Source organism: Phenylobacterium zucineum HLK1 (genome assembly GCF_000017265.1).
In the GTDB taxonomy this organism is placed as follows: Bacteria; Pseudomonadota; Alphaproteobacteria; order Caulobacterales; family Caulobacteraceae; genus Phenylobacterium; species Phenylobacterium zucineum.
Map to the genome: position 1 here is coordinate 543,425 of NC_011144.1, position 25,960 is coordinate 569,384.

The 25,960-nt window shown below is 71.4% G+C and carries 25 protein-coding genes; 10 read left to right on the top strand and 15 right to left on the bottom strand.

Annotation, left to right across the window (positions count from 1 at the left end; translation table 11 throughout):
* Positions 1 to 12 precede the first annotated feature (12 nt).
* From PHZ_RS02795 to PHZ_RS02815, 5 genes are read right to left on the bottom strand one after another with little or no spacing between them, the layout of a single operon-like run.
* Complete coding sequence (locus tag PHZ_RS02795) at positions 13 to 246, bottom strand: DUF4170 domain-containing protein (protein ID WP_012521079.1); 234 nt, start codon at positions 244 to 246, stop codon at positions 13 to 15.
* 22 nt (positions 247 to 268) lie between these two features.
* A complete protein-coding gene (locus tag PHZ_RS02800; protein ID WP_041373826.1) occupies positions 269 to 1,051 on the bottom strand; it encodes an inositol monophosphatase family protein in 783 nt (260 codons plus the stop codon).
* A 2-nt stretch (positions 1,052 to 1,053) separates the two neighbouring features.
* Positions 1,054 to 2,385 (bottom strand): TldD/PmbA family protein, encoded by a 1,332-nt coding sequence (locus tag PHZ_RS02805; protein ID WP_041373827.1) that lies wholly within the window; start codon positions 2,383 to 2,385, stop codon positions 1,054 to 1,056.
* A gap of 37 nt (positions 2,386 to 2,422) precedes the next feature.
* Positions 2,423 to 2,824: an MAPEG family protein gene (locus PHZ_RS02810; RefSeq protein ID WP_012521082.1), complete on the bottom strand. Its 402-nt coding sequence runs from the start codon at positions 2,822 to 2,824 to the stop codon at positions 2,423 to 2,425.
* A gap of 17 nt (positions 2,825 to 2,841) precedes the next feature.
* Complete coding sequence (locus PHZ_RS02815) at positions 2,842 to 4,368, bottom strand: UbiD family decarboxylase (protein ID WP_012521083.1); 1,527 nt, start codon at positions 4,366 to 4,368, stop codon at positions 2,842 to 2,844.
* A gap of 61 nt (positions 4,369 to 4,429) precedes the next feature.
* On the opposite strand from PHZ_RS02815, the gene PHZ_RS02820 reads away from it, so the two are divergent.
* Positions 4,430 to 4,651, top strand: coding sequence for a hypothetical protein (locus PHZ_RS02820; RefSeq protein ID WP_041373052.1), 222 nt, complete (start codon positions 4,430 to 4,432; stop codon positions 4,649 to 4,651).
* Between the two features lie 10 nt (positions 4,652 to 4,661).
* On the opposite strand, the gene PHZ_RS02825 is transcribed toward PHZ_RS02820, so the two are convergent.
* Positions 4,662 to 5,006 (bottom strand): MmcQ/YjbR family DNA-binding protein, encoded by a 345-nt coding sequence (locus tag PHZ_RS02825; RefSeq protein WP_041373054.1) that lies wholly within the window; start codon positions 5,004 to 5,006, stop codon positions 4,662 to 4,664.
* A gap of 11 nt (positions 5,007 to 5,017) precedes the next feature.
* Positions 5,018 to 6,805, bottom strand: coding sequence for a gamma-glutamyltransferase family protein (locus PHZ_RS02830; RefSeq protein ID WP_041373056.1), 1,788 nt, complete (start codon positions 6,803 to 6,805; stop codon positions 5,018 to 5,020).
* A 116-nt stretch (positions 6,806 to 6,921) separates the two neighbouring features.
* Between PHZ_RS02830 and PHZ_RS02835 the strand changes: the two genes are divergently transcribed.
* Both PHZ_RS02835 and PHZ_RS02840 read left to right on the top strand, forming a co-directional pair.
* A complete protein-coding gene (locus tag PHZ_RS02835; protein ID WP_012521086.1) occupies positions 6,922 to 8,457 on the top strand; it encodes a leucyl aminopeptidase in 1,536 nt (511 codons plus the stop codon).
* 56 nt (positions 8,458 to 8,513) lie between these two features.
* Positions 8,514 to 9,125, top strand: a complete 612-nt coding sequence (locus PHZ_RS02840; protein ID WP_012521087.1) for a pyridoxamine 5'-phosphate oxidase family protein — start codon at positions 8,514 to 8,516, stop codon at positions 9,123 to 9,125.
* 3 nt (positions 9,126 to 9,128) lie between these two features.
* On the opposite strand, the gene PHZ_RS02845 is transcribed toward PHZ_RS02840, so the two are convergent.
* The 4 genes from PHZ_RS02845 to PHZ_RS02860 all read right to left on the bottom strand — a co-directional run bounded on the left by PHZ_RS02845 (position 9,129) and on the right by PHZ_RS02860 (position 12,656).
* Complete coding sequence (locus tag PHZ_RS02845) at positions 9,129 to 9,965, bottom strand: S1C family serine protease (RefSeq protein WP_049758114.1); 837 nt, start codon at positions 9,963 to 9,965, stop codon at positions 9,129 to 9,131.
* Positions 9,966 to 10,072: 107 nt separating this feature from the next.
* Positions 10,073 to 10,372 (bottom strand): hypothetical protein, encoded by a 300-nt coding sequence (locus PHZ_RS02850; RefSeq protein WP_041373059.1) that lies wholly within the window; start codon positions 10,370 to 10,372, stop codon positions 10,073 to 10,075.
* Between the two features lie 63 nt (positions 10,373 to 10,435).
* On the bottom strand, positions 10,436 to 10,777 hold the full coding sequence (locus tag PHZ_RS02855; RefSeq protein ID WP_012521089.1) for a VOC family protein: 342 nt from the start codon (positions 10,775 to 10,777) through the stop codon (positions 10,436 to 10,438).
* A gap of 88 nt (positions 10,778 to 10,865) precedes the next feature.
* Positions 10,866 to 12,656 carry an ABC transporter ATP-binding protein gene (locus tag PHZ_RS02860; protein WP_012521090.1) on the bottom strand — a complete coding sequence of 597 codons (1,791 nt, stop codon included), beginning with the start codon at positions 12,654 to 12,656 and terminating at the stop codon, positions 10,866 to 10,868.
* 350 nt (positions 12,657 to 13,006) lie between these two features.
* Here PHZ_RS02860 and ubiA point away from each other — a divergent pair, with 350 nt between their 5' ends.
* The 4 genes from ubiA (at position 13,007) to PHZ_RS23350 (ending at position 17,074) form a co-directional block, all read left to right on the top strand.
* On the top strand, positions 13,007 to 13,924 hold the full coding sequence (gene ubiA / locus PHZ_RS02865; RefSeq protein ID WP_012521091.1) for a 4-hydroxybenzoate octaprenyltransferase: 918 nt from the start codon (positions 13,007 to 13,009) through the stop codon (positions 13,922 to 13,924).
* Positions 13,925 to 13,994: 70 nt separating this feature from the next.
* The gene (locus tag PHZ_RS02870) at positions 13,995 to 14,936 is read left to right on the top strand and encodes a fatty acid desaturase family protein (RefSeq protein ID WP_012521092.1); all 942 of its coding nucleotides are present in this window, start codon (positions 13,995 to 13,997) and stop codon (positions 14,934 to 14,936) included.
* A gap of 59 nt (positions 14,937 to 14,995) precedes the next feature.
* Complete coding sequence (locus PHZ_RS02875; RefSeq protein WP_012521093.1) at positions 14,996 to 15,664, top strand: class I SAM-dependent methyltransferase; 669 nt, start codon at positions 14,996 to 14,998, stop codon at positions 15,662 to 15,664.
* Positions 15,665 to 15,724: 60 nt separating this feature from the next.
* Complete coding sequence (locus tag PHZ_RS23350; protein WP_012521094.1) at positions 15,725 to 17,074, top strand: CAP domain-containing protein; 1,350 nt, start codon at positions 15,725 to 15,727, stop codon at positions 17,072 to 17,074.
* Here PHZ_RS23350 and PHZ_RS02885 read toward each other — a convergent pair.
* Positions 17,062 to 18,270 carry a winged helix-turn-helix domain-containing protein gene (locus tag PHZ_RS02885; protein ID WP_012521095.1) on the bottom strand — a complete coding sequence of 403 codons (1,209 nt, stop codon included), beginning with the start codon at positions 18,268 to 18,270 and terminating at the stop codon, positions 17,062 to 17,064. The genes PHZ_RS23350 and PHZ_RS02885 overlap by 13 nt on opposite strands.
* A 38-nt stretch (positions 18,271 to 18,308) precedes the next feature.
* Complete coding sequence (ppk2, locus tag PHZ_RS02890; RefSeq protein ID WP_012521096.1) at positions 18,309 to 19,061, bottom strand: polyphosphate kinase 2; 753 nt, start codon at positions 19,059 to 19,061, stop codon at positions 18,309 to 18,311.
* Between the two features lie 48 nt (positions 19,062 to 19,109).
* Between ppk2 and PHZ_RS02895 the strand changes: the two genes are divergently transcribed.
* Complete coding sequence (locus PHZ_RS02895) at positions 19,110 to 19,829, top strand: 16S rRNA (uracil(1498)-N(3))-methyltransferase (protein ID WP_012521097.1); 720 nt, start codon at positions 19,110 to 19,112, stop codon at positions 19,827 to 19,829.
* Between the two features lie 99 nt (positions 19,830 to 19,928).
* Positions 19,929 to 21,284, top strand: a complete 1,356-nt coding sequence (locus tag PHZ_RS02900) for a glutamate--cysteine ligase (RefSeq protein ID WP_012521098.1) — start codon at positions 19,929 to 19,931, stop codon at positions 21,282 to 21,284.
* Between the two features lie 9 nt (positions 21,285 to 21,293).
* On the opposite strand, the gene PHZ_RS02905 is transcribed toward PHZ_RS02900, so the two are convergent.
* Entirely contained in the window at positions 21,294 to 21,803 is a 510-nt protein-coding gene (locus tag PHZ_RS02905) for a DUF427 domain-containing protein (protein ID WP_012521099.1), read from the bottom strand.
* Between the two features lie 186 nt (positions 21,804 to 21,989).
* Between PHZ_RS02905 and PHZ_RS02910 the strand changes: the two genes are divergently transcribed.
* Complete coding sequence (locus tag PHZ_RS02910) at positions 21,990 to 23,837, top strand: peptide MFS transporter (protein WP_012521100.1); 1,848 nt, start codon at positions 21,990 to 21,992, stop codon at positions 23,835 to 23,837.
* A gap of 80 nt (positions 23,838 to 23,917) precedes the next feature.
* On the opposite strand, the gene PHZ_RS02915 is transcribed toward PHZ_RS02910, so the two are convergent.
* The gene (locus tag PHZ_RS02915; RefSeq protein ID WP_012521101.1) at positions 23,918 to 25,945 is read right to left on the bottom strand and encodes a TonB-dependent receptor plug domain-containing protein; all 2,028 of its coding nucleotides are present in this window, start codon (positions 25,943 to 25,945) and stop codon (positions 23,918 to 23,920) included.
* Positions 25,946 to 25,960: the final 15 nt, after the last annotated feature.

The following is a 25,960-nucleotide window of genomic DNA, read 5'->3' on the forward strand; positions in this document are numbered from 1 at the left end:
TGCCTTCCCCGCCTAGCGGCCTTCCTCGGCCGGCGAGAGCAGCTTGTGCGCGTGGATGATGAAGTAGCGCATCAGGGCGTTGTCGACCGTCTCCTGGGCCTTGGCGCGCCAGGCGCGCAGCGCTTCGTCGTAGGAGGGGAAGGCGCCGACGAGGTCGACCTTCCTGAGGTCGCGGAACTGGGGCGGGCCCTCGAGGGATTCGAGCTCGCCGCCGATGACGAGGTGCAGAAGCTGCTTGTCGGACATGGGTCGCTTTCGTAGCGGAAGGTCAGTTTCCGCTGCGGATATGCCGGACCCGGTCCAGGATCAATGGGGCGAGACGCGGCGTCGCGCAGACGAGGCTCGCCTGCACGGGGCGCGGGCGGTTGTAGCGGAAGCCCGCGCCGGTGTGGTCGCCGACGAATCCGCCGGCTTCCGTGGCGATCAGGTCGGCCGCGGCCAGGTCCCAGTCGTGCTTGGCCACGGGCGCCACCGCGGCGTCGAAATCGCCCGAGGCCACCAGGCACATGCGGTAGGCGGTGGAGTTGCGCTGCTGCACCTGCATCGGCGGCCAGGGGACCGGCCAGCTCGGGTGCGGGAAGACCCTGGGATCGCCCGCCATGCGGCAGTCCTCCAGGCGGTCGGTCCCGCTGACCCGGATCGGCGCCCCGTTCATCGTGGCGCCCTGCCCGGCGACGGCGGCGTAGGTCTCGGAGAGTTCCGGGGCGAAGACCACCCCCGCGACCGGCCGCTCGTCCTCGACGACCGCCAGCGAGATCGCCCACCAGGGCATGTCGTTCAGGAAGGCGCGGGTGCCGTCGATGGGATCGACCACGAAGAGTCGTCGGCGCGACAGGCGCCCGCTGTCGTCGGCGGTCTCCTCGGAAAGCCAGCCGTAGTCCGGCCGCGCGGCCCCCAGGCGCGCCTTCAGCAGCGCGTCGGCGGCCAGGTCGGCGTTGGTGACCGGCGAGCCGCCCTCCTTGTAGTCGATCTCCAGGCCCTCGCGGCGCAGGCGGGCCGCGAGCTCGCCCGCTTCCTGCGCGGCGTCCAGGAGGAGGGCCAGGTCGTCCAGGATCAGCGCCCCGCGATGGCCAGGGCGTCCACCAGCAGGGAGGGCGCGTTGGAGGCGCCGCGGATTTCGAGGTCCGAGCCCGGGACGAGGCGGCCGTAGATGTCGATCAGGTTGCCGGCGACGGTGATCTCGCTGACCGGATAGGCGAGCTCGCCGCCCTCGAACCAGAAGCCCGAGCAGCCCACCGACCAGTCGCCGGTGTTGCCGTTCAGCGAAGGGCCGAACATCGAGGTGACGAGCAGGCCCGAGCCGGCGTCCTTCATCAGGGCGGAGAGGTCCTTCTCGCCCGGCCGCAGGGTCAGGTTGGTGGGCGAGACGCCGGGCGGGCCGGCCAGGCCGCGCGAGGCGTGGCCGGTCGTCGAAAGGCCCAGCTGGCGGGCCGAGGACGAGTTCAGCAGCCAGGTGGTGAGCACCCCGTCCTCGATCAGGTCGCGGCGCTGGTTGCGGACCCCCTCGTCGTCGAACGGCGAGGAGCCGAGGCCGCGCGGACGGTGCGGATCGTCGGTGACGAAGATCCCCTTGGCGAACACCGGCTGGCCCAGCCTGTCCTTCAGGAACGAGGTCCCGCGGGCGATGGAGGGGCCGGCGATCGCGCCGATCAACGGCGACAGCAGCGAGGCGGCCAGGCGGTTCTCGAAGATCACCGGCGCGGTGGTCGAGGCGATCTTGCGCGCGCCCAGGCGGGCGGCGGCGCGGCGGCCGGCCTCGGCGCCCAGGGTCTCGGGCGCGGGCAGGTCGGCCTGCCAGCGGGCCGAGCGGCCGTCGTAGCCGGTCTCCATGCCGCCCTCGTCGCCGGCGATGGCCGAGGCGCCGATCGAGAAGCCCGAAGCGCGGTGCACGCCCGTGAAGCCGCCGCTGGTGACGATGGTCCAGCGCGAGGACGACCACGCGCCGCTGGCGCCGTCGGTGTTGGTGACCCTGGGCTGGGCGCGGGCGGCGGCCTCGGCGGCGCGGGCGCGATCCTCCAGCTCGGCCGCGGTGGGCTCGGCCGGGTCGTAGAGGTCGAGGTCGGGGAGGTCGCCGCGGGCCAGGGCGTCGGGGTCGGCCAGGCCTGCGTAGGGATCCTCCGGGGCGAGCTTGGCCATGGCGACCGCCCGCTCGACCAGCTTGGCGCGCGCCTCCGGCGAAATGTCGGAGCCGGAGACGGTCGCCTGCCGGCGGCCGACGAACACCCGCAGGCCGAGGTCGCGGGACTCCTCGCGCTCCACCTCCTCGAGGTCGCCCAGGCGCACGGTGACCGAAAGGCTGCGGCGCTCGGCGCCCACGGCCTCGGCGGCGTCCGCCCCGGCCTTCAGCGCGGCGGCCACGACGTCGTTCAGCAGGTTTTCGTCCATGCCCGGCATATGGCCGAGCGGAGCCCCGTTCACAAGCTCACGGCACCGCGTAGAACAGCAGCGCGGCGGCCGCGGCGATATAGGCGATCCAGGTGGCGAGGACGCCCGCGGCGCGGGGCAGCGTCGCTTCGCCGCTGCGCGAGAGGCCGACCGCGTGCAGCCCGCGACCGGCGAACAGGACGAAGCCGATCAGGTGGACGAGCAGGGGAGGGGCGCCGGCCAGCGCCAGGATCGCCAGGCCGATGAGCGCCGTCGGCACATATTCGGTGGCGTTGCCGAAGGCGCGGATGGCGCGCTCCAGCTCCGGAACCCCGCCGTCGCCCAGGGCCACCCCGTGCTTGCGCCGCTGACGGGTGACCAGCACCGACAGGACCAGCAGGAGGACGAGGTGCAGGCCGGCCCAGAGGGCGGCGGCGTGGGCGGCGGGCGTCAGGTCCATCGGGTTCCTTGGAGTGCTCAGTCCACGGGCCGGCCGTCGCCGGGAAGGCCGAGCTTAGCCCACTTTTCGGTCACCGCCTCAACCACGGCGGGATCCATGAACAGCTTCTCGCCCCACTCCCGCTTGGTCTCGGGGGGCCACTTGTTGGTGGCGTCGAGGCCGATCTTGGAGCCGAGGCCGCTCTCGGGGCTGGCGAAGTCCAGGTAGTCGATGGGGGTGTTCTCGACGAGCGTGACGTCCCGGGCCGGGTCCATCCGCGTGGAGATGGCCCACATCACGTCCTTCCAGTCGCGGGCGTCGATGTCATCGTCCACGACGATCACCCACTTGGTGTACATGAACTGGCGAAGGTAGCTCCAGACGCCCATCATCACGCGCTTGGCGTGGCCGGGGTAGGCCTTCTTCATCGACACCACGGCGATCCGGTAGCTGCAGCCCTCGGGCGGCAGCCAGAAGTCGACGATCTCTGGGAACTGCTGGCGGATCAGCGGGATGAACACCTCGTTCAGCGCCTCGCCCAGCACGCTGGGCTCGTCCGGCGGCCGGCCGGTGAAGGTGGTCAGGTAGATCGGGTCGCGGCGCATGGTGATCGCGCTGACCTGGAACACCGGGAAGCGCTCGACCGAATTGTAGTACCCCGTGTGGTCGCCGTATGGCCCCTCGTCGGCGTACTCGTCCAGGAGGACGTGGCCCTCCAGCACGATCTCGGCCTGGGCCGGCACCATCAGCGGCACGGTCTTGGCCGGCACGAGGTCCACCTTGGCCCCGCGCATCAAACCGGCGAACTGATACTCCGACAGCGTGTCCGGCACCGGGGTCACGGCGGCCAGGATGGTCCCCGGATCGGCGCCGATCACCGCGCAGGCGGGCAGGGGCTCGGGCCTGCCGGCCGCCTTCCAGCGGCGGTGGTGCTGGGCGCCGCCTCGGTGGGCCAGCCAGCGCATGATGGTGCGGTCCTTCCCAAGCACCTGCATGCGGTAGATGCCGAGGTTGTAGTCGTCTTCGCGGTCGGTGGAGGGGCCCTTGGTGACCACCAGCGGCCAGGTGATCAGCGGCGCGGGCTCGCCCGGCCAGCAGGTCTGGATCGGCAGTTGCGTCAGGTCGATCTGGTCGCCCGTGAGGACGACCTCCTGCACCGGCGCCTTCTTCACCGTGTTGGGCCGCATGCTCATCACCGTCTTGGCGAGGGGCAGCATGCCCATGGCGTCCTTCAGGCCGCGCGGCGGCTCGGGCGCGCGCAGGAAGGCCAGCAGCTCGCCCACCTCGCGCAGATCGGCCGCCGTCGCCCGTTCGCGGCCCTCCAGCGTCACGCCCATGGCCACGCGCTTGACCGTGCCGAAGAGGTTGACGAGGCACGGCATGGCCGAGCGCTGGCCGTCGGCGCGGATGACGTTCTCGAACAGCACCGCCGGCCCGCCGGCGGCCAGCAGCCGCCGCTGGATCTCGGTCATCTCGAGCACCGAGGAGACGGGTTCGGCGACCCGGACCAGCTCGCCCGCGGCTTCCAGGCGGTCGATGAAGTCGCGCAGCGATCGGTAAGCCATCGTTCCTCCACACTTGGCCGGCGGTTTACCCGCAGCCCCCCGGCGGGTCTAGGATGGGCCCATGAAGCGCCTCGACCTCGACGACCTGCCGCCGAAGATCGCCGCCCTGCTGGAAGGCCTGGCTCCCGGCGAGGCGCTGCTGCTGGTCCGGCACGGCGCGGTGGTGGGCCGGCTGGTCGCGGAGGGCCCGGCCGCCCCGCCGGCCGAACCCGGCCTTCCGCCCGAGCAGCACGCCCGCGAGGTGTTCGAGAACTTCCGCGCCGCGATCGAGGACGAGTTCTGAGGCCCTCCCCCTAGTCCTGTCCGGCCTCCCAGGCCTTCAGCGCCGCCTTCTTGGCGATCTTGCGGAAGCGGCGCTCCAGGAAGTTGCGGAAGCTGCCGGGGTGCAGGGTCGCCATCCGCGCCAGCACGCTGGGATAGTCCTTGTAGTGCGGCGTGATGTGGAAGGTCCCCGGCTCGGCCTCCATCAGCATCTCGCGCTCGTCGAACGAGACGTCCATCAGGACGAGGCTCTGGTCCTCCCGGCGCAGGCGCGTGAAGAACTTGCCGTTCACCAGGAAGGCGGGCTTGCCGTAGCTCTTGCCCTCCTCGGCGCCGGGGAAGGCCAGCACGATGGCGCGCATCTCCTCGTAGGTCATCGGGGACGTCCCTAGTAGGCCAGAGCCATGCCGTCCTTGCGCATCTCGCTGGCCGCGGCGTAGCGGCCGGGCCAGCGCTCGACCGCCTGGTAGCCGCCGAAGCCGCCGTCGGGCTCGCCCAGCTTCCAGCCGAGGGCGGCGAGGGCCGCCTTGGTCCTGGCGGGCACGCCGGTCTCCAGCCGCAGCAGGCCCAGCGGGTCCAGCTTCTGCCCGGTGGGCTCGGAGCCGCCCTCGTGATGCCAGCGGGGCGCATCGCCCGCCTCCTGCAGGGACAGGCCGTGGTCGACCATGTTGGAGATGATCTGCGCCTGGCCCTGGGGCTGCATGTCGCCGCCCATGACCCCGAACGACAGCCACGGCTTGCCCTCGCGCGTGGCGAAGCCCGGGATGATGGTCTGGAAGGGCCGCTTGCCGGGCGCGTAGAGGTTCGGATGGCCGTCCTGCAGGGCGAACAGCTCGCCGCGGTCCTGGAACATGAAGCCCAGGTCGTCGGGCGACAGGCCCGAGCCCATGCCCCGGTAGTTGGACTGGATGATCGAGACCATCATCCCGTCGGCGTCGGCGGTGGTGAAGTAGGTGGTGTCGCCGCGGCTGGGGGCCTGGAAGGGGGCGATCTCCCGCAGGATGCGGTCAGGCCGGATCAGGGCCGCGCGCTCCTTCGCATAGGCCTTGGAGACCAGGTGCTCGATCGGCGCCTTGTAGAAGGCGGGATCGGCGTAGTGGCGGGCGCGGTCCTCGAAGGCCAGCCGCTTGGCCTCCACCGCGTGGTGGATCGCCGCCGCCGACTGGAAGCCCATCGCCTTCACGTCGAACTGCTCGAGGATGTTCAGCAGCTGCAGGGTGGCGATCCCCTGGCTGTTGGGCGGCAGGGCCCAGACGTCGACCCCGCGGTAGCTGGACGAGACCGGGGCCACCCACTCCGACCGGTGGGCGGCGAGGTCGGCGCGGGTCATCCAGCCGCCGATGCGCTTGAAGTAGGCCTCGATGGCCCGGGCGGTCTCGCCCTCGTAGAACTCGCGCCCGCCGCCCTCGGCGATCCGGCGGTAGGTGGCCGCCAGGCGCGGGTTCCTGAACACCTCGCCCTCGACGGGGACCCGGCCCTCGGGGGCCCAGACGGCCTTGAAGTTCTCCACCTCCTCGATGCCCGAGCCGGGCCGGGTGAAGGCGCTGAACGAGCGCTCCAGGTAGTAGGCGACGTTCTGGGTGATCGGCGCGCCCTCGGTGGCGTGGCGGATCGCCGGCTCGAACAGGCTCTTCCACGGCAGCTTGCCGTAGCGCTGGTGCAGGCTCCACCAGGCGTCGACGGCGCCCGGCACGCTGACCGAGATGGCGCCGTGGCTGGGGATGAAGCCGTTCTTCGCCCGCGCCCGGACGGTCGCCAGCGACAGCCCGCGCGGGCTGCGGCCCGAGCCGTTCAGGCCGACGACCTTCCCCTGCTTCGGATCCCACAGCATCACGAAACAGTCGCCGCCGATGCCGCAGGCGATGGGCTCGGCGAAGCCCAGCACCGCATTGGCGGCCACGGCGGCGTCCACCGCCGAGCCACCGGCCTTGAGGATCTCGATGGCGGCGAGGGTGGCGAGGGGGTGGGCGGTGGCCGCCGCCCCGTGCAGGCCCCAGGCCGCCGAACGGCTGGCGAAGGTGGCGCCGTCGATCCGGTCGCCGGGCCCCACGTCGGGCCGGTTCCGGTTGGGGTTCTGGCTGCGGCTGTCCGCTAACGCGGGCGCGGCCAGAGGCCCGGCCAGGGGCGCGGCCAGGGCGGCGGCGGGCAGGGCGGCCAGGAAGGTGCGGCGGCGCATCGGCGGACTCCGGAATGGGCAGATGACGGAGTGTTAGCGAAGCTGGGGCGGCCGGCCTAGCCAGGGCTCAGTTTAGCTGCTTAACAGGCGTTACAGTGTAACGGGGGAAATCCTGCATGCGAGCCGTCGTCGCCGCCCTGAGCCTGGCGCTGTGCGCCACCGCCGCCGAAGCGCGGCCCATCCAGTTCGCCGCCGAGGCGCCCCAGACGGGCGCGCTGGTGCTGCCGCTGGCGTCCGAAGCCGACCTGGCGGCCCGCGGAACCATGCTGGACGAAGGCGTGCGCGCCGCCGTCTCCCGCGCCCTGGCGGCCGCCAAGTTCGACTACAAGGCCGGCGAGACCCTGAGCCTGCGCGGCCCGGGCCCCTGGGATCAGATCGTCGTCCTGGGCGCCCGGCCCGAGGGCGCCGCGCTCACCGCCGTCGAGCTGCAGGACCTCGGCGCGGCGGCCGCCAAGGCCACGGCCAAGGCGCCGGCCGCGCTGGTGGCGACGGGCCTCTCCGATCCGTCCCAGGCGGCCCTGGGCGCGGCCCTGGGTTCGTACCGCTTCTCCAACAGCTACAAGTCCCGCAAGGCCGACGAGCCGGCGACCGAGCCCGCGCTGACCGTCGTGGCGTCCGACGCCGCGGCGGCGCGGCAGGCCTACGCCCGGCGCGGCGAGGCCCTGGCCGAGGCCGTGGCCTTCACCCGCGACCTGATCACCGAGCCCGCCAACGTGATCTATCCCGAGACCTTCGTGGAGCGCACCCGCGCGGCCTTCAAGGGCGTGGGCGGCGTGACCATCGAGGCGTTCGACGAGGCGGCGCTGCAGAAGATGGGCATGAACGCCATCCTCAGCGTGGGCATGGGGTCCAAGCGTCCGCCGCGCCTGCTGGTGGTCGAGTACAAGGGTCCCGGCGCGTCCGGCAAGCCGGTGGTGCTGACCGGCAAGGGGATCACCTTCGATTCCGGCGGCATCTCGCTGAAGCCGGGCTCGAACATGTGGAAGATGAAGGACGACATGTCCGGTGCGGCCGCGGTCGTCGGCGCGACCCTGTCGCTGGCCAAGTCGAAGGCCCCGGTGCACGTGGTGGCGATCGCCGCCCTGGCCGAGAACATGCCGGACGGCGGGGCCGCGCGCCCGGGCGACGTGATCCGCGCCTATGGCGGCAAGACCATCGAGCGGCTGAACACCGACGCCGAGGGCCGCATCGTGCTGGCCGACGCCACCGCCTACGCCGACCAGCGCTACGACGCGGCGGCCATCGTCAACCTCGCCACCCTGACCGGTGCGGTCGTGGGCGCCCTGGGCGACGACTACGCCGGCCTCTTCAGCCGTCACGACGGCCTGGCCGAACAGGTCGAGGCGGCGGCCAAGGCCAGCGGCGAGGGCGTGTGGCGCCTGCCGATGCATCCCAGCTATGCCAAGGCGGTGGACTCGCCGATCGCCGACATCCGCGACATCGGCTCGGGCGAGCCGGGCGCCGGCGTGGGCGCCCAGGTGATCGGCTTCTTCGCCGACCCCGAGACCCCGTGGGCGCACGTCGACATCGCCGGCGTCGCCTGGGACGACCAGGGCACGCCCACCGCGCCGAAGGGCGCCCGCGGCTACGGCGTCCGCCTGCTGGACGAGCTGGTTCGCGGATTCGACGCCGCCAAGGCCGCCCGCAAGTAGTCCCCGCTCGGGAGCGGCGTCTTTACGGCGCCGCTCCGCCGGGCGCAGGATGGCGCATGGCGATAGAGACGCTCGAGGACCTGGAGGCGATCTACGGCGTCTCGCTGGCTCCCGCCTCGGTGGTCAAGGAGACCGACCGGATCACCCCGCACTACCGGGCGCTGATCGAGGCCTCGCCCTTCGTGGCGCTCGCGACCGCCGGGCCGGAGGGCCTGGACTGCAGTCCCCGGGGCGACGCCGGCGCGGTCGTCCGTATCGCCGACGAGAAGACGCTGATCCTGCCCGACCGGCGCGGCAACAACCGCATCGACAGCCTGCGCAACATCGTCCGCGACCCGCGCGTGGCCCTGCTGTTCCTGATCCCCGGCTCGGCGACCACTTTCCGGGTGAACGGCCGCGCCGTGGTCAGCGCCGACCCGGACCTGCTGGCCTCGCTGGCCGTCGAGGGCCAGGCGCCGCGCACGGCCATCGTGGTGACGGTGGAGACGGCCTACTTCCAGTGCGCCCGGGCGGTGGTCCGCTCGGGCCTGTGGGACCCGGCGCGCCACGTCGATCCTGCGAGCCTGCCCACCCCCGGCCAGATCCTCGCCGCCCTCACCGGCGGTGAGGTCGGCGGCCAAGCCTATGACGCCGACTGGCCCGCCCGCGCGGTCAAGAGCCTCTGGTGAGGCTCAGTTCGCCGGCCTGAGCGCCAAGGTGTCCAGCGCCTCAGCGATCGGGATGAAGAGGTTCAGGCCCGTCGGCGCGTCGTTGACCTGGTAGGTCGAGACGGAGATCCCGAGCACCGAACCCTTCTCGTCAAGCAGCGGACCTCCACTGTTGCCGGGATTGATCCCCACATCGCTCTGGAGAAACGCGAGGCCGTCGTAGGTCCTGCTCGCCGACACGACGCCCTTCGTCACCGTGTTCTGGAATTTCGCGTCGAGGGGCGTTCCGATCGCGAACACGGTCTCGCCCAGCGCCGCCGGCGAAGAGCGGAGCGCCAGGGGTGTCGCTTTGGCGCTCGTCTTGATGAGCGCGACGTCGCGTCGGCGGTCCGATCTGACAACCTCGCCCAATGCCTCGAAGCCATCCGCCCAGCGGACCTTCACGTACTTGGCGTCGCCGACGACATGCTGGTTGGTGAGCAGATAGCCGTCGCTCGAGACCACGAAGCCGCTGCCGTGGCCGCCGCCTGCAAACACGGCCGCAACCGACTGCACCGCCGCAGATAGAGGCACAGACGCCGCCTTGGGGCCAACGATCTGGATCGCCTCGAAGCGGGTCGCGGGGGAGCCGATGGCCTGAGCGGGATCGTCGGCCATCACCTGTCGGAATCGCTCGTCCGCCAGGAGACTGCGGACGTTGGCGGCGAACGCCTCCTGGGCGAGGCTGCGCTTGCTGCGGTCGTCGAGCTTCTTCGCCTCGTAGGTGCCGGTCGTCTCGATTCTGGCGACCACCTCGCGCCGCAGGCCTGAGTAGATTTGCCACTCGACGCCGAGCGTAACCTTGCCGGAGGTCTTGATCACGTTCTCGCAGTAGGAGGCGTCCGCGCTCTTGACGAGGGCGCCGACCTGCAGGTCCCCAGATGTCGGAGCAGCTTCGGCGAAGAGGTTGGACGGGTCGGAGCCGGCCTTCAGGCCGCGGCGGCGAACTCTTCCGCGAAGACGGCGTCCAGACCTGTCATCATCTCGGCGAGATCCTTCCACAGCAGCGGCGTCGGCTGGATGCAGACGGTTCCCCACCAATAGGTGCCGACCTTCTGCTCGTCGCGGAGGGGGCTGCCCACGCGCGTCAGGGTCACCGAAGCCGAAACGCCTGCGGACGACGAGGCCTTCGCCGACGTCGGCGCCGGCGCCGGCGAGCCAAGCGGCTGCGCCTGCGCTGTTCCGACCGCCAGCGCCAGCGCGCCAACGATCACGATCCACCCCTTCATCGTCGCCCCCCTGTGCGTATCTGACGATCACCTCAACCTTAGTCAGCTTAAGGTTGTTTGACGCTACCCCTCGCTCCAGACCGCCAGCTCGTTGCCGGCGGGGTCGCGGAAGTGGAACCGCCGCCCGCCGGGGAAGGCGAAGATCGGCCGGACGATCGTTCCGCCCGCGGCGCGCACCTTGCCCTCCATGGCTTCCAGGTCGTGGGCGTAGAGGATGACCAGGGGCTGCGGCGCCGCCTCGGCCGCGTCGGCGTGGAAGCCCCCGTCGAGGCCCTCGTTGAAGGCCTGATAGTCGGGACCGTAGTCCTGGAAGGTCCAGCCGAAGGCCTGGCCGTAGAAGGCCTTGGTGGCGGCCATGTCGCCGCCGGGGAACTCCACGTAGTCGATCTTGCCGTCCTCGCGCATGGCGGGCCCTCCGTATTCATGTTCGCGTTATGTTCTAGGCCGGCCGCCCGCGCCCGGCAAGCCGCGGGCGGGGGGCCCAGCATCCCTCCTAGATCATCCCCTCGGTCACCGCGTGCAGGCGCGCATAGGCGCCGCCCTTCCTCACCAGGTCGGCGTGGCGGCCTTCCTCGACGATCCGGCCGTTCTCGAAGACGAGGATCCGGTCGGCGCCGCGGATGGTGGAGAGCCGGTGGGCGATGACGATGGTCGTGCGGCCCGCCATCAGCTCTTCCATCGCCGCCTGCACCTGGCGCTCGGTCTCGACGTCGAGCGAGGAGGTGGCCTCGTCCAGCACCAGGATCGGGGCGTCGGCCAGGAAGGCGCGGGCGATCGCCACCCGCTGGCGCTCGCCGCCCGACAGCTTCACGCCGCGCTCGCCGACCAGGGTCGCGTAGCCCTTCGGCAGGCGGGTGATGAAGTCGTGGGCCCGGGCCCGCCGCGCCGCCAGCTCGACCTCCTCGCGGGTGGCGTCCGGCCGGGCGTAGGCGATGTTCTCGGCGATCGTGCGGTGGAACAGCGCCGGGTCCTGCGGCACGACGGCGATCGCGCGGCGGAGCGAGCCCTGCGCCACGTGGGCGATGTCCTGACCGTCGATCAGGATGCGGCCGCGCTCCAGGTCGTAGAGCCGCTGGACCAGCTTGACGAAGGTGGACTTGCCGGCCCCGGTCGCGCCCACCAGCGCCACCCGCTCGCCCGGCGCGATGGCCAGCGAGAAATCCTCGTAGAGCGGCGTCTCGGCCGACTTGTAGCGGAACGTCACCTTGTCGAAGACGATCTCGCCGCGCTGGCCGCGGAAATGGGCCGCGTCCGGCCGGTCGGGCACCTGGGGCGCCATGCGGGCGTAGGCGGCCACGTCCTCGGCGTCGTCGAGGCCCTTCTGCATCATGCGGATGTTCTCGCCCATGTTGCGCAGGTAGCCGCTCATCAGCAGGAACGAGGTGATCGCGAAGGCGACGTCGCCGGCGCTCGCCTGGCCCAGCGCCCACAGCCGCACCAGCAGGCCCGAGAGGCCCGCCTGCAGCACCACCAGGATCATGTTCTGGATCAGCCAGACGTCGAGGAAGCGGTTCCAGGTGATCACCGTCCGGCTGCGCCACAGCTCGGTGACCTCGGCGATGCGGGCCTCCTCGCGCGGCTCGGCTCCGAACGCCTTCACCGTCGGGTTGGACGTGATGGAGTCGGCGAGCGCCCCGCCGATGCGGCTGTCCAGCGCCACCGACTTCAGGTTCGCCGGGCGCACGTACTTCACCGTCAGCCACAGGTTCGAGGCGATGTAGAGCGCCACCGTCGCCAGGGCGAAGAGGCCCACGCCGGGCCAGCGGAAGATCATGCTGACCGACAGGCCGACGAGGACGAGCAGGGCCGGGCCCAGCCAGAGCACGACCGCGTCCGAGACGCTGTCGTAGCCCCACATCGCCCGCGAGAGCTTGCGCACCGTGGCGCCGGCGAAGGTGTCGGCGTGCCAGTCGGCCGAGAACGCCTGCACCCGGCGGAAGGCCTCGTCGGTCATCGCCTTCATGTTGTGCGCGGCCATGGGGTTCCAGAAGCGGAAGGCCGCGTTCCGGATCAGCGAGAAGGCCAGGTAGACGCCGACGAAGGTCGCCCAGGCGGCCCAGGCCTCGGGCGGCTCGCGCGGCGTGGTCGCCACCGCGTCCACCAGCCGGCCGGCGGCCCAGGGCAGGGCGAGGTCGAAGCCGATCGCCACCAGCATCAGGATCACCGCCGGCCAGAACAGCCAGGGACGGCGCATCCAGAAGCGGGCGATGAAGCCCAGCACCTGGCTGTTCTTCAGGACGCGGTCCTTCTTGGCCTCGTCGTCGTCTTCGTAGTGGTCGGTCATGCGGAATCTCGGGAAGGCCGGCCGGGCGCCGTCGGAGCGCGCGGGCCGGAAAGGCTGTCGTGGGTGGAGAACTCGCGGGAGGCCGCAGGCGCACGGGTTCGCTTCGCGCGGAGGACCGGCGAGCGCCTCGGGACGGGGCGTCCGGGCGAGCTAGAGGTGCGGCGGCGGCGGCCCGAGGCGTTTGCGGGGGGCAACGCGACGTCGGTCATGTCGTCCTCCCGGATCGGCCTCGAAGGTTCAGAAGCTAGGCGCCGCCCCGGCGGGGGTCAAGGAACCGGGGCGGGTTCGGAGAACGCCGGATTCCGCCGCGGCATTTCCGCCACAGGCCCGGCTCTGCTAAGTCGCCGCCCATGACCGCGCCCCTGCCCGACGCCGCGCCCGCCAACTGGGTGGACCGACACGCGCCCGCGGGGCTCCGCCCATGGCTGAAGCTCGGCCGCTTCGACCGGCCGACTGGCGTCTGGCTCCTGATGCTGCCCGGCTGGCAGGGCGTCGCCCTGGCCGGGCTGGCGACGGGCCGCGGCCCCGACCTGGCGCTGCTCGCCAAGATCTTCGTGGGCGCGGCGCTGATGCGGGCGGCGGGCTGCGCCTACAACGACATCGTCGACAGCGACATCGACGCCAAGGTCTCGCGCACGGCGGGGCGGCCGATTCCCTCGGGCCAGATCAGCCTCCGGCAGGCGTGGGGCTTCATCGTCGCCTGCTGCCTCGTCTCCTTCGGCCTCCTGCTGACCATGCCGCCGCTCGCCATCGGCCTGGGCGTCGCCTCGCTGGCGCTGGTCGCGGCCTATCCGTTCATGAAGCGGATCACCTGGTGGCCGCAGGCGTGGCTGGGCCTCACCTTCAACTGGGGCGCGCTGCTGGGCTACGCGGCGGCGGCGGGGGAGCTCTCGCTCGCGGCCGGTCTGCTCTATGCGGCGGGCATCTTCTGGACCCTCGGCTACGACACCATCTACGCGGTCCAGGACCTCGAGGACGACGCCCTGGCCGGCGTGAAGTCTTCGGCGCGGCGCCTGGGCTCCGGCGTGGGGCGCGGCGTCCTCGTCTTCTACCTGGTATCGCTGGCCCTGGCGGCGGCCGCCCTGCTGCAGGGGGGCGCCTCGACCCTCGCCCTGCCGCTGTTCGCCCTCTACGCCGTCCACCTGATCCTGCAGGCGCGGCGCGTGCGGCCGGACGCCCCGGCGCAGGCGTTGTTCCTGTTCAAGGCCAACGCCTGGGCGGGGCTGATCCTGTTCGCCGCCGTCGTGGCGGGGGGCTTCCCGCTCTAGGCCGTTCCCCCCAAGACCGTTCCCCGGCGTCACCCTGTTTCGCGGGGCGTTCCGGGCGTAGACTGCGGCCATGGCCGTCGCCGCCCGCGTCAGTCCGAAGGACTTCTTCACGCCCGAGGAATGGGCGCCGCTGCCCCGCCGCTCGTGGTGGAAGGGCCCGGCGCTGGTCGCCCACGCCTGGGCGGTGATCCTCGCCGCCGGCGCCATGGCCGTGGTCTGGCCCATCACCATCCCGCTGGCGGTGGCGATCATCGGCGCGCGGCAGCTGGGGCTGGCCATCCTGATGCACGACGCCGTGCACGGCGCCCTGCACCCGAACCTTGCGGTCAACGACTGGGTGGGCAACCACCTGACCACCGGCGACCTGACGCCCTACCGGCCCTACCACCTGGGCCACCACAAGTACGCCCAGCAGGCCGAGGATCCCGACCTGGTCCTGTCGGCGCCGTTCCCGATCACCCGCACCTCGCTGCGGCGGAAGATCGTCCGCGATCTGACCGGCCAGACCTACTACAAGCAGAAGTGGTCGGGCCTCGTGCAACGCCTGCGCGCGCGCCAGCCGGGCGAGCCGCTGTGGCCGATCCTGAAGGACGCCGTGGTCCGCCGCCGGCGGTTCTTCACCGGCATGGTCGTGACGGTGGCGCTGACCGCGCCGTTCGGCCTTTGGTGGGTGTGGCCGGTGCTGTGGCTGGCGCCCCAGGCCACCTGGCTGCCGATGGTCACCCGCCTGCGCAACATCGCCGAGCACGCCCTGGTGGCCAAGGACGAGCCCGATCCCCTGCGCCATGCGCGCACCACCCACGCCAACCTGATCGAGCGCGCGTTCCTGGCGCCCTACTGGGTGAACTATCACTGCGAGCACCACATGTTCATGCATGTGCCCTGCTACAACCTGCCCAGGGTCCGCCGGCTGCTGGCCCGGAAGGGCGTCACGGACCGGATGCTGTCGGCGCCGGGCTACCTCGAGTTGCTGAAGCTCGCGTCCAGCCGGCCGGAGCGGGTCGCGGCCTGAGGTTGGCGCCGGAGGTTCGGGCCGATGCCCCGGCCGCGCGATTGGGCTAGAGCATCCGGATGATCCCGCCGCAGGCCCGCCGCGCCTTCATCCTCGAGAACACCCGGCTGCAGCGCCCGCCGCACACGCCCGAGCTGGTCCTGCACCTGGCCGACGAGATCACCCCGATCTGGCGGATGACCGAGGAGGCCCTGGCCGAGATCGGCCTGCCGCCGCCGTTCTGGGCCTTCGCCTGGGCGGGCGGCCAGGCCCTGGCGCGCTACGTCCTTGACCATCCCGAGGCGGTGGCCGGTAAGCGGGTGATCGACTTCGCCTCGGGCTCGGGGATCGTCGCCATCGCCGCCATGAAGGCCGGAGCCGCGGACGTGCTCGCCGCCGACGTCGATCCGTTCTGCGGCGCGGCCCTGGACCTGAACGCCGAGGCCAACGGCGTCGCCTGCGCCTTCACCGACGCAGACCTGCTGGACGCACCGCCCCCGGCCTGGGCGCAGGTCATCCTCGCCGGCGACATCTGCTACGAGAAGCCCCTGGCCGCCAGGGTCATCGCCTGGCTGGGAGAGGCCCGGGCGAACGGCGCGACCGTGCTGATCGGCGATCCCGGCCGCAGCTACTTCCCGCGCGAAGGCCTCGACAAGCTGGCCGAATACCAGGTCCCGACCACCCGCGAGCTGGAGGACATGGAGGTCAAGAAGACCGCCGTCTGGGCCCTGCCGGAAGCGCGGCCCTAGGCCCCTTTTTCGCCGCGCCCGCGTTGAACCCTGGAAAGGTTCAACTTTTCCGAGGTCCCGATGTCCGCGCCGACCCCCTACGAGCAGTACATGCTGGAGCTGGTCAACGCCGAGCGCGCCGCGGCCGGCGTGCAGCCGCTGGCCTTCGACTTCCTGCTGAACGATTCCGCCGAGCTGCACAGCCAGTGGATGATCGCCAACGACACCTTCAGCCACACCGGCGCGGGAGGCTCCACGCCGACCGACCGCATGGTGGCGGCGGGCTACCAGCTCACCGGCTCGTGGACGACCGGCGAGAACCTCGCCTGGCAGAGCCTGCGCGGCGCGGCCGGGATCCAGGACGACGTGGCCGATCTGCACGTCGGCCTGATGAACTCCCCCGGCCACCGGGCCAACATCCTGAACGGGAACTTCCGCCAGGTCGGCATCGGCATAGAGACCGGCGAATACCAGGGCTGGCAGGGCGTATTCGCCACCCAGAACTTCGCCAAGACCGGCAGCGCCTACTTCATCACCGGCGTCGCGTTCGACGACCTGGACGGCGACGTCTTCTACGATCCGGGCGAGGGCCTGGGCGGGATCAACGTGACGGTGACCAGCGCCGCGACGGGCCAGGCGGTGAGCGCCCTCACCTATGGCTCCGGCGGCTACGAGGTGGCGGTCGCGCCCGGGACCTACACCGTCACCTTCTCCGGCGGCGGCTTCGCCGCGTCCAGCCGCACGGTCTCGGTGGGCTCGGCCAATGTGAAGGTAGACTGGGCCGACCCGCCGCTCGGCGCAGGCGGCGGCGCGCCCACCCCCGGGAACGACGACCTGACCGGCACGCCGCTGCACGGCGGGGCGGGAAACGACACCCTCACCGGAACCTCCGGCGAGAACTATCTGCGCGGCGACGCCGGTGACGACCGCCTGGTCGGCGGGCCGCTGTTCGACGACCTGCACGGCAACATCGGGAACGACACCGTCTACGGCGGCGCGGGCGGCGACTGGGTGGTCGGCGGCCAGGGCCACGACCAGCTGTTCGGCGACGATGGCCACGACGCGGTGCTGGGCAACCTCGGGAACGACGTGCTGCTGGGCGGGACCGGGAACGACGTCATGCGCGGGGGCCAGGGCGACGATGCGGTGACCGGCGGCGCGGGCGACGACTGGCTGGCGGGCGACCGCGGCTCGGACACCCTGGCCGGCGCGCGCGGCGCCGACACCTTCCACAGCTTCGCCGGGGCCGGCCTCGACCACATCCTGGACTTCAACTTCGCCGAGGGCGACCGCCTCAACCTCGTGGCCGGCTCCGGCTACAACGCCTACCAGTCGGGCGCCGACGTGATCGTCGACGTCGCGGACGGCCGGATCGTCCTGGCGGGCGTGTCCATGTCCAGCCTGGGGGAGGGCTGGATCTACCTGGGCTGACCGATCGCGTCCTCCAGCGCGGCGGCGAGGTCGCCGCGGCGGGCGACGCGGACGCGCCCCAGTCCCAGCCAGGCCGCCATCGTCCCCAGCTCCTCGGCGAGCCGCGCGGCCGTCCGGTCCGAGGCCCAGGGCTCGGCGTGGCTGGCCTGGACGATCAGCTCGCCCGCCTTGCGGTCGGCCTTCAGGTCGACCCGGGCCGTGATCGCATCGCCCTCCAGGAACGGCAGGACATAGTAGCCGTGGGTGCGCTTCTCGGCCGGGGTGTAGATCTCGAGCCGCACCTTCACCCCGAACATCCGCTCGGTCCGGTCGCGGAACCAGATCAGATTGTCGAAGGGGGAGAGGAGGGCGTGGGCCTGCACCTTCCGCGGCCGCCGCGCGGCCGGGTCGAGATAGGCCTGTTCGCGCCAGCCCTTCACCGTCACCGGGACGAGGTCGCCGGCCTCCACGAGGTCGGCGAGGCGGGCGCGGCTGTCCTCCACGCCCATGCGGAAATAGTCGCGCAGGTCGCGGGCCGTGGCGATTCCCATGGCTCGGGCGGCGATCCTCAGCAGCTCGCGTTGGGCCGCCTCGCGCGGCGGCGTCGGCGCCTCGCGCACCGCCTTCGGCAGCACCGTCTCGGGCAGGCCGTAGACCCGCTCGAAGGTTCCGCGCCGGGTGGCGGTGGTGAGCTCGCCCGCCCAGAAGAGGCCCTCCAGCGCCCGCTTGGCCTCGCTCCAGCCCCACCAGCCGCCCTGGCCCTTGTGGCCCATCTCCAGCTCGGAGGCCGACATCGGCCCGCGGCTGCGGATCTCGTCCAGCACCGCATCCACGAAGTCGCGTCGCTCGCGCAGGAACCGGGCGATGCCCTTCCAGGTCCCGACGCCCTCGCGGGCGTCCGCCATGCGCCAGCGGAACAGCGGCTGGGCGCCGAGGGGCAGCAGGCTGGCCTCGTGCGCCCAGTACTCGAACAGCGCCTTCTTCCGGCCCCAGGCGATCTCCTCCAGCAGCTCGCGCGGATAGGCGCCCAGGCGCGAGAAGGCGGGCAGATAGTGGGTGCGCGAGACCACGTTGACGCTGTCGATCTGCACGACGCCCAGGCGGTCCACCAGCTTGACGAGCTGGCGGCGGCCGACCTCGCCGTCCGGGCGGGCGCCGAAGCCCTGGGCCGCCAGCGCGATGCGCCGGGCCTCGCCGGCGGTGAGCGAATCCTTCATGCAGACAGGCTAGCGTGCGAACGAAGCAAGAACAACGTTCAGCGGTTGAGCCGCGTCAGCGCCTCGGGCGTGAAGCGGAAGACCACCTCGGGATCGGGCTCGGCGACCCCGCCGGCGATCTCCGGGGGCGCGAGCGCCTTCAGCAGCAGGCGCAGGATGTTGAGGCGCGCGGTCTTCTTGTCGTCGGTCTTCACGACGATCCACGGCGCGTGCTCGGATCCGGTGCGCGCCAGCATCTCGTCGCGGGCGGCGGAATAGGCCTCCCACTTCTCCTGGGCGACCGCGTCGAGCGGGCTGACCTTCAGCGCCTTCAGGGGGTTCGAGCGGCGGGCCTCCAGCCGCCGGGCCTGTTCCTGGCGCGAGATGTCGAGCCACAGCTTGACGATCTGGACGCCTCCGTCCGTCAGCATCCGCTCGAAGATCGGCGCGTCCTGCAGGAACACCTCCTGCTCGGCGGGCGTGGAGAAGCCCATCACGCGCTCGACCCCGGCGCGGTTGTACCAGGAGCGGTTCAGGATCACGAGCTCGCCCGCGGCCGGGAGGTGCGGGACATAGCGCTGGAAGTACCACTGGCTCTGCTCGCGGTCGGTGGGCTTGGGGAGGGCGATGACGCGGGTGGCGCGGATCGACAGCGGCTCGACGATCCGCTTGATCGCCCCATCCTTCCCGGCGGCGTCGCGGCCCTCGAAGATCACCAGGTCCTTCTCGCCGGCGGCCATGGCGTATTGCTGGAAGCGGACGAGGGCGACCTGCAGGGCCTCGAGTTCGCGGTCGTAGTCGGACTTGGGCATGGAGCTGAGCCTATGCGGGGATCGGCGGGGGAGGCTAGAACGCGCGGCATGATCCGTCTGTTCGTGACGCACGACCTTTCGGCCGGCGCCGAGCTCGCCCTGGACGAGGGCCAGAGCCGGTATCTCGCCGCCGTCATGCGGGCCAAGGCCGGGGACGAGCTGCGGGTGTTCAACGGCCGCGACGGCGAGTGGCGCGCGCTGGTGGCGGCCGTCGGCAAGCGCGCGGTGACGCTGCAGGTGATCGACCCCGCCCGCCCGCAGGCCCCGGGGCCCGACCTCGACCTCGTCGTCGCGCTGGTCAAGCGCGCGCCGCTGGAGACCATCGTCGAGAAGGCGGCCGAGCTGGGCGCCCGGCGCATCCGGCCCGTGGTGACCGAGCGGACCAACGCCGACCACACCCGGGTGGAGCGCCTGCGGGCCATCGCCACCGAGGCCTCGGAACAGACCGGCCGGCTGGACGTGCCCGAGGTGACCGAGCCCGTGAAGCTGGAGCGGCTGCTCGCCGAATGGGAGCCCGGCCGGCGGCTGCTGTTCTGCGACGAGGCGGGCGACGCCCGGCCCGTGCTCGAGGCGCTGGAGGGCGCGGCCGGCCCCTGGGCCATCCTCATCGGACCCGAGGGCGGCTTCTCCCCGCGCGAGCGGGAGGCGCTGCGGGCGCTGCCCTACGCCGTCCCGGCCAGCCTGGGGCCCCGGATCCTGCGGGCCGACACGGCGGCGATCAGCGCGCTCGCGCTGTGGCAGGCCGCGGCCGGCGACTGGCGCTCTTGAGCAACGGCCGAATTGCCCCCACCTAGCTGAACGGCGTAAAGATCACGGCTGCGCGGGACCTCGCCCGCCATGATCCGGGTTGGGCTGGGGAGGTTTTGGATGGCCGGTGTCGCCTGCGACGATCGCCCGCTCGTGTTCGCGGACCTGGTCCGCTGGTTCGAGGCGGGCGCCAAGCCCGCCGCCGACTGGCGGGTCGGGGCCGAGCACGAGAAGTTCGTCTTCAAGCTGGGCTCGCACGAGCCGGTCCCCTACGAGCCCGGCGGCATCAAGGCGCTGCTCGACGGCCTCACCCGCTTCGGCTGGAAGCCTGTCCTCGAGGGCGAGAACGTCATCGCGCTGGAGCGCGGCATGGCCAGCGTCAGCCTCGAGCCCGGCGGCCAGTTCGAGCTGTCCGGCGCCCCGCTCGAGACCATCCACGACATCTGCGAGGAGACCGGCCAGCACCTGCAGGAGGTGAAGGTCGTGGCCGACGAGCTGGGCCTGGGCTTCCTGGGGCTGGGCTTCACCCCCACCTGGACCCGCGCGCAGGTCCCGGTGATGCCCAAGGGCCGCTACGGCATCATGCGGGCCTACATGCCCAAGGTCGGCTCCCTCGGCCTCGACATGATGTTCCGCACCTGCACGGTGCAGGCGAACCTCGACTTCGGCTCGGAAGCCGACATGGTCGCCAAGTTCCGCGCCTCGCTGGCGCTGCAGCCGATCGCCACCGCGCTGTTCGCCAACTCGCCGTTCAAGGAAGGCAAGCCGTCGGGCCTGCTCTCCACGCGCGCGAACGTGTGGACCGACACCGATCCCGACCGCACGGGGATGCTGGATTTCGTGTTCGAGGACGGCTTCGGATTCGAGACCTACGCGAACTACGCCCTCGACGTGCCGATGTATTTCGTCAAGCGCGACGGCCGGTACATCGACGTGGCCGGCCGCTCGTTCCGCGACTTCATGGAGGGGCGGCTGCCCGAGCTGCCGGGCGAGCGGCCGACGATCAAGGACTGGGCCGACCACACCACCACCATCTTCCCCGAGGTGCGGCTGAAGCAGTACCTGGAGATGCGCGGCGCCGACTCCGGGCCGTGGAGCCGGCTGTGCGCCCTGCCGGCCCTCTGGATGGGGATCCTCTACGACTCCGCCGCGCTCGAGGCGGCCTGGGACCTGGCCAAGGGGTGGGCCATCGAGGACCACGAGCGCCTGCGGGCCGACGTGGCGCGCCTGGGCCTGAAGGCGCAGGTCGGCGGCCGCTCGGTGCAGGACGTGGCCAAGGACATGCTGGCCATCGCCCGCGAGGGGCTGAAGCGCCGCAACCGCCTGTCGGGCGGCCTGGTGGACGAGAGCGGCTACCTTGCCGAGCTGGAGCAGATCGCCGACAGCGGCGTCACGCCCGCCGAGCGCCTGCTCGAACTGTACGAGACCCGCTGGAACGGCGACGCCGGCCGGGTCTTCGACGACTTCGCCTACTAGGGCGCGCGCTCAGCGCAGGCCGCCGCCGGGGCCCTCCACGTTGGGCTCCCAGTGTTCGCGCTGGCTGGTCCCGGCGCCCGAGTCGGTGTGCTGGACGACCGCGTCCACGTCCTCGCGGGCGGCGTCGTCCTCCCGGTCGTGCTTCGGGTTCACCGCCGCGTCGTCGACCTCGTAGACCTCGACCCGGTCGGGATAGAAGGCGATCCGCCCGTTGATCCGGGCCACCGCCTCGGCGGGGCTCTCGTAGCTCCAGGCGACGTCGTCCTCGACGTAGGACTCCATCCGCAGCGTGTAGTAGGTCGCATCGCCCTTGTAGGGGCAGTGCGTGACGTGATCGCTGCGCCCCATGTATTCCATCGCCACGTCGTCCCGCGGGAAGTAGACGACGGGGGCCAGGTTCGCCTCCTGCAGGATCAGGACGTCGTCGCTGTCGGCGATCACGTGGCCGGCGAAGCGCGCCCGCCAGCGGTTCCTCGCGGGCTCGACGGTGATCGGGTGGTCCGGGCCGGGGGTCAGCATGCGGGGTCCTCCTTGCAGGGGGACAACGCGGCAGGCGCGCCGGAGGCTCCGCCATCCGCTCCGAAGGCGCCGGCTTGCTTGTGCTTCCGGAGTCCGCGTGATTTTCTCCCGCCAAATCCGGCCGGCCTGGGCGCGATCGTCCAAGCCGTTGGAAGTCCATAGGGAAACCCGGGAAACCTCCCCCACATGAACCTCATCGTCCTGATCGGCATAGCGATCACGCTCGTCACCGGCCTGCCGGTGCTGATGCAGCTCCGCAAGAACCACCCGCGCGGGCTGATCATCCTGTTCTTCGCCGAGATGTGGGAGCGCTTCTCCTACTACGGCATGCGCTCGATCCTGATCTTCTACCTGACCCAGCACCTGCTGTTCGACGATGCGACGGCGAACGCCCAGTACGGCTCCTACACCTCGCTCGTGTACCTGCTGCCGCTGCTGGGCGGCATCCTGGCCGACCGCTACATCGGCACGCGCAAGGCGGTGGCCTTCGGGGCGCTCCTGCTCGTCGCCGGCCACCTGACCATGGCCGTGGAGGGCAAGCCCGCCACCCAGACCCTGACCTACGCCGGCCAGACCTATCAGGTCGTCTCCGAGGGGCTGATGGAGCAGCGCCAGGTGCGTCTGGTCGTGGACGGCCAGCAGCACGAGTTCGGCCCGGCCGCCACGGGCGGCCTCGAGATCAAGAACCTTCCGGCCGACGCGCCCCTCCCGTCGGTGCTGCCCGACGGCGAGTACCAGCTCACCAACACGGTGGATCCGTTCGGCAAGAACGCGTTCTACCTGGCGGTCAGCCTGATCATCATGGGGGTGGGCTTCCTGAAGCCGAACATCTCGACCCTGGTGGGCCAGCTCTATCCGCAGGGCGACCCGCGGCGGGATTCGGGCTTCACCCTCTACTACTACGGCATCAACCTGGGCGCCTTCTGGGCCTCGGTGCTCTGCGGCCTGCTGGGCGTGACCTTCGGCTGGTGGGCGGGCTTCGGCCTCGCCGGCGTCGGCATGCTCGCGGGCTTCATCGTCTTCGTCCTCGGCAAGAAGCACCTGGAGGGCAACGGCGAGCCGCCGAACCCCGAGCTGCTGAAGAAGCCCGTGGCCGGCCCTGTGAACCGCGAGTGGCTGATCTACGGCCTCAGCATCCTGGGCGTCCTGCCGGTCTGGTGGCTGGTGCAGCGCAACGCCGTCGTCGGCGTGGCGCTCGGCATCTCGACCGTGGCCTCGTTCATCGGCATCGCCCTGATCATCGCCTTCATGGCCAAGACCTGGGTCGAACGGCAGCGGATGATGCTGGCCACGGTGCTGATCCTTGGCGCGGTGGTGTTCTTCACGCTGTTCGAACAGGCCGGCACCTCGCTGAACCTGTTCGCCGCGCGGAACGTGAACCTCGTGGGCGTCAGCGCCGCCCAGACCCAGTCGTTCAACGCCGGCTACATCCTGATCTTCGCGCCCGTGTTCGCGGCCGCGTGGGCCTGGCTGGCGCAACGGGGCCGGGACCCGAACCCGACGCTGAAGTTCGGGCTGGGCCTCTTCCAGGTGGGCCTGGGCTTCATGGTGGTGGTCTGGGGGGCCGGTTTCGCGGACGAGCAGTACCGCATGCCGATGATCTTCCTGGCGCTGCTGTACCTCTTCCACACCACGGGCGAGCTGTTCCTGTCGCCGGTGGGACTGTCCGAGATCACCAAGCTGTCCATCGCCCGCGTGGTCTCGTTCATGATGGCCGTCTGGTTCCTCTCCTCGTCCGTCGCCCAGTACGTGGGCGGCTGGATCGCGGGCCTGGCGGGCACCCACACCGTCGGCGGCCAGGTGACCGACCCGGCCGCCTCGCTGGCGGCCTCGCTGAAGGTGTTCAACATGCTGGGGCTGTGGGGCATGGGCATCGGCGTCGGCTTCGTCGTGCTCAGCTTCTTCATCAAGCACTGGGCGCACGGGGTGAACGACCCGGCCGGTCATGCGCAGCCCGAGCCCATCGCCCCGGTGCTCGACGGCGAGCGCCAGGCCGTGAGCCCGGCCGCCATCCGGCGCGACCGCCAAAGCTAGGCCGCGCGCCCGGGCGAAAACACGAAGGCCGCGGAGCGATCCGCGGCCTTCTTTCTTTCGGCGGAGGGGCGGGGCGAGCCCTAGCCGCCGAAACTCTTGCGCAGGCGGACGTAGAGGGTCCGGCCCGGCGTCAGGTCCCGGTCGTCGGTGTAGGCCAGCTGGCCCGTGCGGCGATCGCCGTCGTAGGCCTGGGTGTTGAAGCGGATGCCGCGCTCGGTAAGGTTCGTGAATTCCACCCGCACGATCGTCTCGGGGTCGAGCCGCTTGTCGATCCAGGCGGTGACGTAGGCGTTGTGCAGCTTCACGTCGGTGATCGAATTGTAGCGGTAGGTGGTCTGCGACCAGCCGCTGAACGCCGCGACCCCGACGCTCGTCCCCCACTGCGGCAGGTCCTGGGTGTAGCGCACCTCCCACTCCAGCGGCCGCAGGCGCGAGATCTCGCGGCGCGTCAGGGTGGTGGGGTCCGTCACCTTCGACCAGCGGCGGTTCAGTTCGCCCTGCAGGACGCCGCCCTTCCAGCCCAGCGGGTCGGAGGGGACCATCAGCGTCACGATCAGCTCGTCCTTGGTCCCGTCGCCGATGTTGGTCGGCCGGTCGAAGACCTTGCCGCTCGGGGTGAACACCGGACCGCGGTCGATGACGTCGGTCAGCTCGGAGTGTCGATAGGTGACGGTGAGCGCGCCGCTCTTCCAGAACCGCTGCTCCAGCGCCAGTTCCCCGACCCAGGCCTGTTCCGGGTCGAGGTCGGGATTGCCGACGCTGACGCCGGTGCCCTCCTCGAAGTCGGCGTCGGCGACGAAGTCGTCGAAGTCCAGCTGCCCGACCACGCGCTCCACGCGGCCGCGGACCTGGGTGCTCGGCCGCGGCTGCCAGGCCACCGAGAGGCGGGGCTTGAGGAAGCTCAGGCGCTTCTCCAGCACCACGTCGCCCTCGGACGAGATCTCCGAGGCCTCGAAGCGCAGACCCCCGTCCAGGGTCCACTGCGCGGTGGGGCGCCACACGGCCTTGGCGAACAGCTCGCCGCGCAGCTCCTCGACCTGCACGTCGGCGGCCGACAGGTCCTCGGCCTCGCCGTTGACGAACTGCTCGGAATGGCTGTCCAGCCGGTTCAGGGCGGCCTCGCCGCCGGCCTCGAACGACAGCGTCGTGGAGCGCTGGTGCTTCAGCACGGCCCGGCCGATCGTCTCGTCGTAGGTCCGCTCGTAGCGGAAGTCGTTGGTGGTCCCGGGCGTGACGGCCAGGTCGAAGCCGTGGAAGTCCGAATCGCTGCGCAGGCCGACGACCTCCAGCTTGGTCCTGGCTCCGAAGTCGCGATTGTAGCGGGCGCCCAGCTCGGTCAGGAACTCGTCGTACGGCGAGGTGAAGTTGTCCACGCGGTCGGCGGGCTGGCTGAAGCGGACGGTGTTCTCGTTCTTCCAGTTGTCCCAGAAGGCCCGGCCGTTCAGGGCGATCCGGCCGCCGAGCAGCGGCTGGCTGTAGCCGGCGGTGATGGTCTGCTGGACGCCGTCGCTCTCGGCCTCGTAGGCCGCCTGCCGGATGATGGACCCGTCGGGCGCCAGGCGGACGTAGGGGCCGAACTGGCCGCCGTCGTCGTTGCCGTAGCCGTAGCGGATCGTCGTCTCCCAGCTGCGCGTCCCGTCGCCCCCGGACAGCTCCAGGCGCATGCCGTGCATGTTGCGCCCATCCCAGAGGTGATTGTTGGCCACGGCGAAGAGGCCGCGGAAGCTCGCGCCCTGCTTGCGGACGACGTTGGCCAGCACCGACTTGCCCTGCATGTCGATGCCGGGCGCGCCGCCGCGGATGATGTCGATGCGCTCGACGGCGCTGACCGGCACGCGCCGCAGGATCTCCTCGAGATTGTCGCTCTTGCTGGCCGGACGCTGGCCGTCGATCAGGACGTTGCCGGCGGCGCCCTCGTAGCCGCGCACGCTGTCGCCCACGTCCAGCGTGAAGCCGGGGACCCGGCCCAGCATCTCGGCTGCGTTGGAGGCCTGCTGGCCCTCGAAGAAGCTGGCGGGGTAGCTGATCACCCCCTGCTGCGGCGGCGCCTCGGCCGCGGGCGGAACGACGGCGGCGGCGGCCTGCGCCAGGACATTCACGATCAGCATGTGGTGTAGCTCCCC